The organism is Thalassoroseus pseudoceratinae (assembly GCF_011634775.1).
Taxonomy (GTDB): domain Bacteria; phylum Planctomycetota; class Planctomycetia; order Planctomycetales; family Planctomycetaceae; genus Thalassoroseus; species Thalassoroseus pseudoceratinae.
Genome location: NZ_JAALXT010000001.1, coordinates 895,453 through 908,558, shown reverse-complemented (window position 1 = coordinate 908,558; position 13,106 = coordinate 895,453). Strand labels below are relative to the sequence as shown.

Sequence of the window (13,106 nt, the reverse complement as noted above, 5' to 3'; positions counted from 1 at the left end):
GTTACCAACCGAACAGCTTCTACACTTTTGCCGAAATCCTACAATTGTCAACCGGTCCTGAAAAGAGGAATTCTCGATAAACTGTGAAGAACGCTGATTTTTTGACAAATCTGGCGGATGTTTCCCCGGATTTCATTGAAAAATCGCTGCCAAGAGTCGAGAAGACGAGTTGGACTCGCCAAATCGAGATTTGAAAGGAAAATGTCGCATGGCCGATTTCGAAACTGTGGCTACCGAAGACGAAATTCCTATGGGGGAAGGCCGGGCGTTTCCGGTCAATGGGCGGATGGTCGCGGTGTTTCGTACTGACGACGGCTTCCACGCCATCAACGACTTCTGCCCGCACATGGGAGCATCGCTCGCGGGTGGACACGTCGAAGACGGAGCCGTGTACTGCCCTTGGCACGCCTGGCGGTTCTGTGTTCGCGATGGATTATGGCTCGACAATCCCAAGTCTCAGATCCGGACCGATATCTTCGAGGTGCGTGTGGTCGATGGCAACATTCAGGTTCGCGTGCCCGAACCCGACGAACAAGAGTAAGAACTTGTTGGCTCAGTGTCGCGAATTGTGGTGTTGCTTCCGGTCCCTATGTCCAATCCGTGTGCGGGTGACGAAATTGAAGACCATTTGTGTTACTCGGCGTTTCAGAATGGAAGCGTTTTTCCGACATTCTCGGTGCGAGCCCGTTCGTAGATCGCATGAGCGAGCGCGACATCTTCAATCGCCAACCCCACCGACTTGAACAATGTGATGTCCTCCGGTGTGGCCCGGCCGGTTTTTTGACCGGCGACGACTTCCGACAAATCGTGCATCAGTCGCCAATCGGTCATTCCAAGTTGCAAGGCTTCTTGAAAGTCACCGGCTTCCAGGCGGCAAGCATCGATGCTGTCGCAGACGATGTGATTGGCTTGTTGGACCGTCGTGGCGTCGATTTCGGCCTTGTTGAGGGAATTCGAGCCAATGACGTTCAGATGCGTTCCCTCGACCAAAACACGACCATCAAATACCGGAGTCTGGGCGGTGGTTGCGGTGATGATGATGTCCTTTTCGGCGGCTGCTTCGTCGGGAGAGTGAACGGAAACGACTTCAGTCACGCAGAGTTCACTCATTTCCTCCGCAAATTGAGCGCAGCGGTCGGCGTTGCGGCTGTACACTTCGACGCGTTTGATCGTTCGCACCTTGCAAACGGCCTGAAGTTGCGAACGGGCTTGGTGACCGGTTCCGAGCAATCCCACCACGCTCGCATCGGGACGGGCCATCGCTTCCGTGGCGACTCCACTGGCGGCCCCGGTGCGGAGTCGGCCAAGTTCATCGGCTTCGATCATGGCGATCAGTTCGCCACTGGTGTTGTCGTACAGTCCGACGTGAAACCGTGCCCCGGATTTTGTCGTTGTGTAGAACTTCCAACCTGATACCCCAAGGTACTCCGCTGATGCATGCATACCGTGGAGCCAGATGCCCGGCGATTTCGCCCGCCGACGAGGAATGTTGTCGGCTGTTCCGTCGGCCAACGCAGCAAAGGCTTTCTCGACGGCATCCAACGCCATGTCGATGTCGGCCAGTTCACGCACGTCGTCTTCAGAGAGAAACAATGCTGGCATTGCGAGGCCTTTCTTGAACGAGATTCAAAGGGCAGAAGACCGCAACGCGATTTCTCCCTTTGATTCCTGTAAACGGACTACGAATTTCCGACGAGGTTGGCAATCGTTGCGAAATCACCTTTCAACGATTGGTAAAGCTGCCGGAATACGGGGTACGCTCGATTATATTCATCAACCGCTTGCGTTTCGCTGGGAACTCGATTGACGATACGGATGGTGGATCGGCAGGCTTCTTCGATACTGGAATACGCGCCGGTACCGGCCGCCGCGAGCAGGGCGACACCGTACGCCGGTCCTTCTTCGGCATTGATCGAGCAGACTTCTTGGCCATAGATGTTCGCTTGCATCTGTCGCCAAAACTTGCTGCGAGCACCGCCACCGGACACGCGAATCTCAGAGATCGGCACGCCCAGTTCCCGGATAATCTCCAAGCAATCTCGCATTGCGTAGGTTGCGCCTTCGATGACAGAACGGGCCATGTGCGATTTGCCATGACGCAGCGAAAGGCCGATCCAGCATGCCCGTGCGTTGGCATCGCAATGCGGCGTACGTTCGCCCGTCAGATATGGCAAAAAGAATAGCCCCTCACTGCCCCGTGGGGCTTGTTCGGCTTGAGCGGTGATCAGCGTATAAGGATCGACGCCCATGGCTTCGGCGGCCAGGCTTTCCACTCCACCGAGGTGATTGCGATACCATTGCAGCGAGCCGCCCGCGCTGAGGATGCAGCCCATAATGTGCCATTTTCCCGGCACCGCATGACAGAACGTGTGAGCGCGACCGGCGGGATCGGTTTGCACTTCATCGCTATGGGCGAACACCACACCGCTGGTACCCATCGTCGCGGAAATCACTCCACTTTCGACGATTCCATTCCCGATCGCACCGGCGGCTTGGTCTCCACCACCACCGACTACTGGCACACCGGCGGTCATTCCGAGTTGATCTGCAACGGCCGGCGAAAGTTGACCACTGACTTCAATCGACTCATAAACCTTCGGCAGCAACGCCGAGTCGAGTTGCAATAGCTCCAACAGCCGGTCGGACCACTTTCGGTTTTTCACGTCAAGCAACAACGTTCCCGAGGCGTCGCTGACTTCCGTGGCAAATTCCCCCGTGAGTCGGAAGCGGATGTAGTCTTTCGGGAGCAGCACCTGTCGCGTGCGTTCGAAGTTCTCGGGCTCATGTTGTCGAAGCCAGAGAATCTTGGGAGCCGTAAACCCTTCAAGAGCCGGATTGGCGACGAGATCGATCAACTCTTCCCGCCCACCGGCCGCGGACTCAATTTCGTGACATTGTTCGGTCGTGCGGCCATCGTTCCACAAAATTGCGGGGCGGATGACTTCGTGATTCTCGTCGAGAAAAACGCTCCCGTGCATTTGACCGGAGAGACCGATGCCTTTCACAGCATCGGGAGCGATGCCGCCTTTCTTTAAAACTTCGCGGACGCTCTGGATCGTGGCTTTCCACCAGTCTTCCGGGTTTTGTTCCGACCAACCGGGCTTGGGATTCGAGAGCGGATAAATCGCCGTGGCCGACGCGAGGATTGTGCCATCGACGTTGATGGCCAACGTCTTTGTACCGCTGGTGCCGACATCAATACCTAAGTAAACGCTCATCGAACTTACTCCGCGTGTGTTTTCGTGTGTGCATTCTGAGTGATACGCTGAGTCGGACTGCGACGCAAGCACGCTGCCAGCTATTCACTCAGGCAGCTTGTGGACAGGAAGTTGAGTGTCTCGGGCCAAGTCAGTGGTTCAGTCGGCGGTTCTTCGTCAATCGCCATGACGGGCTTTGCTTGAGAAACGTCGAAACGCGTTCGAAGTGTGTTGTCGATTGACGGTCGATCGGGACTGGTCGAAATGTCAACCAGATGGACCAGGCTCCGCCGACTGTGTGATTCCGCGTGTGATTGTAATTCCGTCTCGCTCAGTTGGGAGAGTTCCACCGTGCCCGTGGCGATGGATTCCCGCAGCAGCATCGACAGTAAATCCTGTTCGTCCGTCAGTGGGGTTTTCGATTTGGCCTGGTCGACGGATTCCGTGAGGAACACGAACTCGAACAACAAAGCATCTTCGCCCAACCACTCCGTGAGTGTTTTGACCGCTGCAACGAGCACGCCAAGAACGTAAATGATGCGTTGAAATTTCTGACCGGCATCCTTCGCCCGAATCGTAGACAGGTCCGGTGCCAGGACGAACAAAAAGTGACGACGGCGTCGGAAGAATTGGTTCTCATCGCGTGAATAGTAAAGCAATTCGCCCCGCAAGAATTTCACGTCGAACATGTCCGGACGCGAAGATTCATCGGCGGTCGCCGGCTCCATGAATGCGAGTTGCGAGTGCAAAAGACTTTCGATGCTGCCACGATTCGAAATCGACGAGAACCCGCCAACGGGATACAAGTCTTCGTCCGAGATCTTCGTGGCGATTGCCTGTCGTCGAACGAGCGGACGCGGCGGTTTTGCTGGGAGCGTCTCATAAAGTTTGGCTGCGACGCTCAACGTCTGACGCAACGCAAACCGTTGACCATAGCCAGCAAGAGCGGTGCCGTGTTCGAGTTCAAACACGTCTTCCACCCCGATCACCTCGCCAAGATTCCGAACGCCAGCGATCAACTCGCGATAGAGTTCGGCAATCTGTTTCTGCTCCGCTTGGACGTCTTCGCTGAGCACTTCCTGCGTTTTGCGGAGGATGTCGGTCGTTGTTCTTCGCAACAATTCCTTAATGACCGCCGGACTCAACAACACTCCCGCGAAACCCGCGCGACGCGTAATCTGACGTAGAACAAATGCCAAACCCTTGGCACGATCCCGCGGGGCGGGAAACCTCGCGAGACCGTCGATCCCCCGTTCAAATGACGAATCAACGTAAAGTTTGCCCAGGACTTGGTCCTCATATTGCCGCCACAACGAGGACGGCAACCAAGTTTGACTCGCGTTTCGTGGTTGAGTGTGATCGTTTGCGAAGTTCGGGAATGCGAGGTGTCCGAGATCGCCGACGAAACCGATCGGCGGCAACGGAACTCCTTCGACAGCCGCCTCCAGACACCATGACAGAACTGTCGGAATGGTGTTCTGCGACAGCGGCTGCACACTCTGTAACGGCAAACTCAGCAAGAGAAACCGTTCCGCGGCTTGGCTGTCGCGGATTTCGATTGGTTGCTGGCTCATTCTTGGTGTTCCGCCGACGGGTTCCACCACTGATTCAGCTTCTGCGTGAGTCGCGTCACGATTTCCTTCCGCTCATCGGCAAGGTTTTTCTTTTCGTATGGATCGGCGTCGAGGTCATAGAGTTCCACGACATCGTTTGGTCTCAGTTTGTCGTTCGGCACAATCAATTTCCATTGGTCGGAGATCGTCCAACGATGCAGTAAACTCGCTGCCGGATCGGTCATGTGCCGAATGTCGTGTTCGAGAATCTCGCCGAAAATGGCATCGCGTTCGGCGACCGCTTTCTCGTCGAGCAAGTTGATGCCTTCCATTTCTTCCGTCTTCGGTAGATCGAGCGCGGCGAGCAAAGTCGGCACGAGATCAATCGAACTGACGGCGTGTTCGCGATCCATTTTCGGAGTGACTTTGTTCGGCCAACGCACCATGATCGGCGTCCGCAGACCACCATCGTATCGAGAGCGTTTGGAACGCTCGGCGTAGGCACTGCGATCGGTCCGGTTGATCCAGCCGTTGTCGGTCACATAGACGACAATGGTGTTCTCCGTAAGCCCGCGATCGTCGAGCATTCCAAGCAACTCACCGCACGTTTCGTCAAACCATTCACACATGGCCCAATACTTTGCGACTGGCAAATGCGGGGTTTTCTCGCGGTACTTGTCGAGCAATCGTTTCGGCGGATTGTGTGGCGTGTGCGGGAGAAACGGGGCGTAATACACGAAGAACGGCTTGTCCTCTTTCTCCGTCATGGTGAGAAAATCAGCGATCGGCTCGAGCCCTTGTCGCCCGATCGTGAGACCTTTGTCACCATGTCGTCCACCGCGTGTGCGGTCACCGTGCGTCATACCGTGCGTGAATCCGCCACGCGAGAAATGCCCTTCCCACCATTTGCCGGATTGATGACTCAGGTACCCCTGCTTCGCGAGAATTCCGGCGAGCGTTGGGTCGTCGTCGATATGTTCGATGTACTTGTTTCGACGTTCGAGATAACGCGGATCCTGTCGCTGTCGACCTTTCGGCGCGTTACTCAGGTCCGCTGGTGGTGGAGGATCATTCCCGACGATCCCATGTTGGTGCGGATACAATCCCGTGACGATTGTCGCCAACGACGGCCGACACAGACTGTCCGGAACGTATCCGCGAGTGAACGTCAGCGATCCTTTGGCCAAACGATCGAGGTGCGGTGTCTCGATGTGTTCGTGACCCATGAAGCCGTAATCGCCCCAAGCTTGGTCATCGGAAATGATCATGACAATGTTCGGGCGGTCCGCCGCAAGAATTCGCATCGAGGGCAGAATACCGACAGTCAGCCCGAGCAGTAATCGAAAGAGATGGAGTCGCTTCATCGTGTTCCTCTGGTCGTTCAGGCCAGGCCTGACAATTCTTTCAAGTCGAGAACAGATTGCGTCAGGCATCGCCTGACCTACTGAAAGTTTCTGATCATACCGCTATACTCCACGCACGAAAACTCAGTGAAGAAGGGGAAATAATGAACGAGAGCGAGTTGGGATTTCTCAAGACGTTGTTGAACACGCCGGGGACTTCCGGCGACGAAGCCCGCATTCAAAACGTCGTTCGCGAATACGCCGGGAAATTCACCGACGATGTTTCGACGGACTGGCATGGCAATGTGACGGCGGCGGTCAATGCGGATGCGTCGCTGCGAGTGATGCTCGCCGGGCACTGTGACCAAATTGGTTTCTTGGTGCAGCACATCGACGACATGGGCTTCTTGCGGCTCAGCCCGGTCGGTGGTTGGGATATGCAAATGCTGCTCGGGCAGAAGCTGGTCGTGTGGAGTGACAACGGCCCGATCAACGGCGTTGTCGCCCGCAAAGCCATTCACCTGCTGACCGACGCCGAACGCAAAAAAGTTCCCGAGATTCAACAGCTTTGGTTGGATATCGGCGTGCGTGATCAAAAAGAGGCCCAGGAATTGGTTCGCATCGGTGATCCGGTCACGCTTGAACTCGGATTTCGCGAAATGCGGAATGGGTTTGCATCCGCTGCGGGGATGGATGACCGTGTCGGGGTGTGGGTGGTGATGGACGCGCTTCGGCAAGTCGCAGCGGCGACAGCCAAGGCCGGTGTGTTCGCCGTGTCGACAGTCGCCGAGGAAATCGGTCTGCGGGGTGCTCGGACAGCGGCGTTCCGAATCGATCCGCAAATCGGGATCGCGGTCGACGTCACTCATGCGACCGATTGCCCGGACATTGATCAGAATAAGTTTGGACTCGTGAAACTTGGTGCCGGACCGGTAGTGTTCCGAGGACCGAACGTGAACCCGCATGTTTATGACCGACTCGAGAAACTCGCGAAGGAAAACGACGTCCCCTTCCAGACCGCTGCGATCTCGCGAGCCGCCAGCAATGACGGCAACGCCTTGCAAATTAACCGAGCCGGAGCCGCGACGGGAATCATCGGAATCCCAAACCGGTACATGCATAGTCCGGTGGAAGTTGTCTCGCTGGACGACATCAAGAACGCATCACGATTGATCGCGTTGTTCTGTCTCTCCATTGATGACGACACCGATTTCACACCAACTGCGAATTGATACACGACTCAAGTTGCATGCGCTTGATCAAACGACTGAACTCATTGAGGGAACAACGATGTCTCGACGATCTTGTTTGAATGCTTTGCTGCTGGTCATGCTGATGACCATTCCAACGTTCGCGGACGAAGCAAAGAACCAATGGAAAGCCGGTTTTGGGAAAGTGGTGATCACACCCGATGAACCACAATGGTTGAACGGCTACGGCGGTCGAACGGAACCGTCTGATGGGAAGATTCACGATCTCTTTGCCCGTGCCGCCGCTTTTCGGGATGCCAATGACACGACCATTGTGATGGTGGCGTTGGATGTGGTCAGCATTTCCACCGCGATCACCGACCGAATCAGTGCGGCGGTGGAAAAGTCGCACAACGTTCCCCGCGCCAACATCATGTTTGCCTGCTCGCACACGCACTGCGGGCCGGCGTTGGATGATCGTCTCAGCCACATGTTGAAAATGGACGAAGCCGCCTGGGCCCAAGTCCGAAAGTACCAGAAAATCTTCGATGCCAAAGTGACCAAGGCGATTCAATTGGCCATCGACAATCTTGAACCGGCGATCCTCAAACATGGTACCGGACAGTGCGGTTTCGCGTCGAATCGACGAGCACCGCTCGGTGAGGGACCAGTCGATCACACGGTACCCGTGTTGGCGGCGTATTCGGTCAAATCCGATTCGAAGACTCCAATGGGGATCATTTTCGGATATGCCTGTCACAACACGACGCTTGGAATCCAACAATGGTGTGGCGATTACGCCGGGTTCGCTGCGATCGATTTGGAGGAACACCATCCGGGTTCCGTGGCCTTGTTTTTCACCGGTTGCGGGGCCGATTCCAACCCGCTGCCGCGTCGAAAGATCGAGTTGGCTCAAATGTACGGACGGATGTTGTCCCTAGGGGTCGAGGCCGTCTTGCCATCTCTAACGGAACTGAAATCTCCGGTCCAAACCAACTGGACGACAATCGATCTTCCCTTCGAATCCGTGCCAACTGAGGAGGAGTTGAAAGCCACCGCCGAAACCGGAAGTTTCTACTTACAGCAACGGGCGAAATATCTGCTGAATGAAGCGAAAGAACTCGGCAAAGTCCGCGAAGATTATTCGTACCCAATCCAAGTTTGGCGGTTCGGTGATGAACTCACGTGGGTCGCGTTGGGTGGGGAGGTCGTCGTTGACTATGTGATTCGTCTGAAAGCGACACTGCCCGGCAAAGCCGTTTGGGTCACCGGGTACGCCAACGACGTGATGGCGTACATTCCGTCCGAGCGAGTGTTGACGGAAGGCGGATATGAAGGCGACCGGTCAATGGTGTATTACCAGCAGCCATCGAAATGGAGAGCCGGCCTCGAAGACCGCATCGTCGAAACAACGGCGGAACTCGCAGGCAAGTGAAGTCTACCGAATGAGAGGCCACGACTCGGTTGAGCCGTGGCTTCAGTTTCAGTGCAAACTATGTTGCGGACTTCAGGAAGTTTTCCAACCGATCCAAGCCGGCTTCCAAGATGTCCATGCTAGTAGCGAAGGACAATCGCACGTAACCGGGGGCTCCGAAGGCGTCTCCGGTAACGAGCGCGACATGGGCCTCGTTCAGCAGTGCGGTGCAGAACTCCGACGAGTTGTGGAAGGTCACGCCACCCGGTGTCGTTTGGCCGAAGTAGGAAGACACATTGAAGAAGGCGTAGAACGCTCCGCCAGGTTCCGCGAAGGTCACGCCGGGAATCGCACGCAACCGGCCGAGAACGTATTCCCGTCGTTTCTCGAATTCCTGACGCATCGTTTCGACGGACTCTTGAGGTCCAGTCAGTGCGGCGATCGCAGCATATTGGCTGATGCTGCAGGGGTTAGACGTCTCTTGGCTTTGGAGTTTCGCCATCGCGGCGGTGACATCCTGCGGAGCCAATGTCCAACCGATCCGCCAACCGGTCATCGCGTACGCTTTGCTGACCCCGCTGACGATAATCGTGCGTTGTTTCACGTCTTCGCCGAAACTTGCGAAGCAGCGGAACTCGGAACCGGGGTAAATTAGCTTCTCATAGATTTCGTCGGAAAGGACTGGTACGTCTTTCTCGACCGCGATCCGGGCGATTTCTTGCAATGTTTCGACTGGGTATGCTGCTCCCGTGGGATTACACGGATTATTGAGCATCAGCAACTTAGTTTTCGGTGTGATTGCGGCTGCGAATTGTTCCCCGGAAAGACAGAAACCACTTTCCTCGGTGGTGGGCACAAGCACCGGTGTTGCTCCCGTCAATTCGACCAACGCACTGTAACTCACCCAATACGGAGTGGGGATGATGACCTCATCACCAGGCCCGCATAACGCGGTGAGGACGTTGTGAATCGAATGTTTCGCCCCATTACTGACCGTCACCTGCTGCGGCGTGTAATTCACACCGTATTCGGTCCGGTAGGAATCAGCGATGGCTTGCTTCAACTCCACGATGCCGGTCGCGGCAGTATAATGTGTGTGACCGGCGTCCATTGCCTCCTTAGCGGCGTTGCAGATGTGTTCGGGAGTCGTGAAATCCGGCTCGCCAAGCGTGAACTCGTAGACTTTGACACCTGTGCTTTTCAACTCCTTCGCCAAAGCCGCGGCAGCAATGGTGGCGGACGGTTGCAGTTTCTGAACCAAGGCGGAGAGTTGCATTTCGCGCGTTCCTCAAGTCACGTCGTAAAAGTTGGAGTGCGCCCGTGATTGTTTCGCTCGTCTCGAATCACGTCAAGCGAACAGAGCCCGCAATTCGATTCCAACGGAAATTCGTTCACGCTCGGCAAGTGTCAGAGGCTTCTGATATAATGCGGTTCGCGAAATATTGGGATTATTGAAGATATGTTGGGAGGATTCATGTCTCCGCGTTTTCTAGCTCTTGCCGTTCTGCTTGTGTGTGCGCTCGGTGTGCAGACCGGACTAGCGGACGACGGACCGGACTTCGCGACGGTCATTCGACCAATTCTGGCCCGCAATTGCTTTTCTTGTCACGGTCCCGATGATGAATCCCGCGAGGCCGATTTGCGTCTGGATACCCGTGAGGGAGCCACGGCGGAATTGCTGACAGGAGCCGTCGCGGTGGTTCCGGGAGACGCCAAAACAAGCGAATTAGTTGCCCGGGTCACGACGGATGACGAATCACTTCGGATGCCCCCACCCGATTCCGGGCATAACTTGTCCGCCGCCGAAGCGAAACTGTTGCAAGAATGGATCAACGCCGGAGCGAAATACGCAAAGCATTGGTCATTCGTCAAACCGGTTCGACCGGCACTTCCGAGTGTGAAACAACCGGATTGGCCCCGGAATGCGATTGATTACTTCACGCTGGCGGCGATGGAACAACGCGGATTGTCGCCGGAATCGGATGCGAGCCGGTATGCGATCATTCGTCGCTTGAGTTTGGATCTCCGGGGGCTGCCGCCGAGTCGGGAGGAAGTGGAAAGCTTCGTCCGCGACAACACGCCCGGTGCCTACGATCGGCTTGTGGATCGGTTCCTGGCTGACCCCGCGTTTGGTCAACGTTGGGCGGCGTTGTGGTTGGACTTGGCACGTTACGCAGACAGTGCGGGCTACGGTTCGGATCCGCTCCGCACGATTTGGCCGTTCCGCGATTGGACAATCAACGCCCTCAACGCCAATCAGCCGTTCGATGAATTTACGATCGACCAGTTGGCCGGTGATTTGCGACCCAATCCGTCTCCGGAGCAACTTGTGGCGACCGCATTTCATCGCAACACGATGACCAACACCGAGGGCGGTACCGATGACGAAGAATTCCGCGTGGCAGCGGTGAAAGATCGCGTCGATACCACGCTACAGGTTTGGATGGGCCTGACGATGGGCTGTGCGAAATGTCACAATCACAAGTACGACCCCATTGCCCAAGAGGAATACTACGAAACCTACGCGATCTTCAACCAAACCGAAGACGCGGATCGCAATAACGAATCCCCCACAATGCCCTATCCGACAACGGCGATCACCCGTGTTCGGGCAAGTTACCAAGACCGAATTGACCAGCTGACCGCCAAACTCGGGCAGTCGACACCGGAAATTGAACAAGCCCAAACGAAGTGGGAAGCTGCCACGTTGGTGACTCTCGATCAGTCTTCGGATCGGCCGATCGCTCGATTTGTGCGAATCGAGTTACCGGGGAAATCACGGATGCTTTCGTTGGCGGAAGTCCAAGTCTTCGCCGAGGGAAAAAATATCGCCCCGAGTGGATCGGCCACGCAATCGTCGGTCGATTACAACGGACCGCCGAAACTGGCCATCGACGGCAACACCGATGGCCACTACTTCAATGCGAAGTCCACGACCCACACCAAGACCGAGAACAACCCTTGGTGGGAAGTCGATTTGGGAAAAGTCGCGTCAATTGAACGGGTGATTGTGTGGAATCGCACGGATGGGAATGTCGGGTCGCGGTTGAATGATTTTCATGTGGTGTTGCTCGACGAGAACCGAAAACCAGTCTTCAAGTCGAAAGCGTTGAAACCACCGCAACCGAGTCTCACAGTACAACCGACCGGCGGAGTCCAATTGCCGAACGAGATTCAATCGATTGTCGAACTTCCCACGGCAAAGCGAACACCACAGCAAGTCGAACGATTAGCGAAATACTATCGCGAGATCACGCCGCTACTGGACCCCGTACGAAACGAAATTGCATCACTGAAAAAGCAAATGCCCGCCCTGCCCACGGTGCCGGTGCTACGGGAATTGCCAGGAGACAAACGCCGCAAAACCTTCCTGATGCTCAAGGGGAATTTTCTTTCGCCCGGTCCGGAGGTCGGGCCGAATGTGCCAGCCGAATTTGCGTTGGGGATGGAGCTTGACGGGGAGTGGAATCGGTTGGCTCTCGCTCGCTGGTTGGTTCATCCGGACAATCCGCTCACCGCCCGTGTGACGGCTAATCGGTTTTGGGCACAGTTCTTTGGACGCGGTTTGGTCGTCACCGAGGAAGACTTCGGCACGCAAGGCGAAATACCGAGTCATCCCGAACTGCTGGATTGGCTAGCGACGGAACTTGTCCGTACCGGTTGGGATTTGAAAGCCTTCATGCGGACAATTGTGACCTCCGCGACGTATCGGCAATCCTCTCAAATCACGAGTGAGAAACAAGCTCATGACCCAAGTAATCAATGGTATTCCCGCGGCCCGCGATTTCGCTTGAAGGCGGAAATGGTCCGTGATCAGGCGTTGCAGTTGAGCGGTCTGTTGGCTCGTAAAATTGGTGGGCCGTCCGTTTTTCCTCCACAACCACCGGGGCTTTGGCGGGCGGCATTTAACGGACGCGATCGAAAATGGGCCACCAGCACCGGTCTGGATCGTTATCGGCGTGGCATTTACACGTTCTGGCGACGCACAGTGCCCTACCCCGCAATGGCCACCTTCGACGCACCGAGTCGGGAAATCTGCAACATCCGTCGCATCCGCACCAATACACCGTTGCAAGCGTTCGTGACCATGAACGACCCCGCATATGTAGAGATGTCGCAAGCTCTCGGTCGACGGATTTGGAAGAACGGTGCGACCGTCCGCGATCGCTTGAAATTCGGTTTGGAACTGTGTTTGGTTCGTCCCTCGACGGAGGCGGAATTGCAGACGCTCAAAGAACTTTATTCCGACACGCTTGCAACTTACAAATCCCAACCGCAAGAAGCGACCAAATTGGCTACCGATCCACTCGGTCCACTTCCGAATGGGTTAGCGGCACCGGAAGCGGCCGCTTGGACGGTTGTCGGCAATGTGCTGTTGAATCTCGATGCCGTGATGATGAAAGATTAAA

The 13,106-nt window shown here is 55.8% G+C and carries 9 protein-coding genes; 4 read left to right on the top strand and 5 right to left on the bottom strand.

Annotation, left to right across the window (positions count from 1 at the left end):
- Positions 1 to 208: 208 nt before the first annotated feature.
- A complete protein-coding gene (locus G6R38_RS03340; RefSeq protein WP_166820245.1) occupies positions 209 to 541 on the top strand; it encodes a Rieske (2Fe-2S) protein in 333 nt (110 codons plus the stop codon).
- A gap of 104 nt (positions 542 to 645) precedes the next feature.
- On the opposite strand, the gene G6R38_RS03335 is transcribed toward G6R38_RS03340, so the two are convergent.
- The 4 genes from G6R38_RS03335 to G6R38_RS03320 form a co-directional block, all read right to left on the bottom strand.
- Complete coding sequence (locus G6R38_RS03335; protein ID WP_166820244.1) at positions 646 to 1,602, bottom strand: ornithine cyclodeaminase family protein; 957 nt, start codon at positions 1,600 to 1,602, stop codon at positions 646 to 648.
- A gap of 77 nt (positions 1,603 to 1,679) precedes the next feature.
- The gene (xylB, locus tag G6R38_RS03330) at positions 1,680 to 3,218 is read right to left on the bottom strand and encodes a xylulokinase (RefSeq protein WP_166820243.1); all 1,539 of its coding nucleotides are present in this window, start codon (positions 3,216 to 3,218) and stop codon (positions 1,680 to 1,682) included.
- An 80-nt stretch (positions 3,219 to 3,298) separates the two neighbouring features.
- Positions 3,299 to 4,771, bottom strand: a complete 1,473-nt coding sequence (locus G6R38_RS03325; protein WP_166820242.1) for a hypothetical protein — start codon at positions 4,769 to 4,771, stop codon at positions 3,299 to 3,301.
- Positions 4,768 to 6,114, bottom strand: a complete 1,347-nt coding sequence (locus tag G6R38_RS03320; RefSeq protein WP_166820241.1) for a sulfatase family protein — start codon at positions 6,112 to 6,114, stop codon at positions 4,768 to 4,770. Before G6R38_RS03320 ends, G6R38_RS03325 begins: the two co-directional genes overlap by 4 nt.
- 143 nt (positions 6,115 to 6,257) lie before the next feature.
- Here G6R38_RS03320 and G6R38_RS03315 point away from each other — a divergent pair, with 143 nt between their 5' ends.
- Both G6R38_RS03315 and G6R38_RS03310 read left to right on the top strand, forming a co-directional pair.
- Positions 6,258 to 7,325, top strand: a complete 1,068-nt coding sequence (locus G6R38_RS03315) for a M42 family metallopeptidase (RefSeq protein WP_166820240.1) — start codon at positions 6,258 to 6,260, stop codon at positions 7,323 to 7,325.
- A 58-nt stretch (positions 7,326 to 7,383) separates the two neighbouring features.
- Entirely contained in the window at positions 7,384 to 8,718 is a 1,335-nt protein-coding gene (locus tag G6R38_RS03310; protein WP_166820239.1) for a neutral/alkaline non-lysosomal ceramidase N-terminal domain-containing protein, read from the top strand.
- A 58-nt stretch (positions 8,719 to 8,776) separates the two neighbouring features.
- Here G6R38_RS03310 and G6R38_RS03305 read toward each other — a convergent pair whose 3' ends face one another.
- Positions 8,777 to 9,973: a pyridoxal phosphate-dependent aminotransferase gene (locus G6R38_RS03305; protein WP_166820238.1), complete on the bottom strand. Its 1,197-nt coding sequence runs from the start codon at positions 9,971 to 9,973 to the stop codon at positions 8,777 to 8,779.
- 198 nt (positions 9,974 to 10,171) lie between these two features.
- On the opposite strand from G6R38_RS03305, the gene G6R38_RS03300 reads away from it, so the two are divergent.
- Positions 10,172 to 13,105 carry a DUF1553 domain-containing protein gene (locus G6R38_RS03300; protein WP_206028444.1) on the top strand — a complete coding sequence of 978 codons (2,934 nt, stop codon included), beginning with the start codon at positions 10,172 to 10,174 and terminating at the stop codon, positions 13,103 to 13,105.
- The last annotated feature ends 1 nt before the right edge of the window (position 13,106 follow it).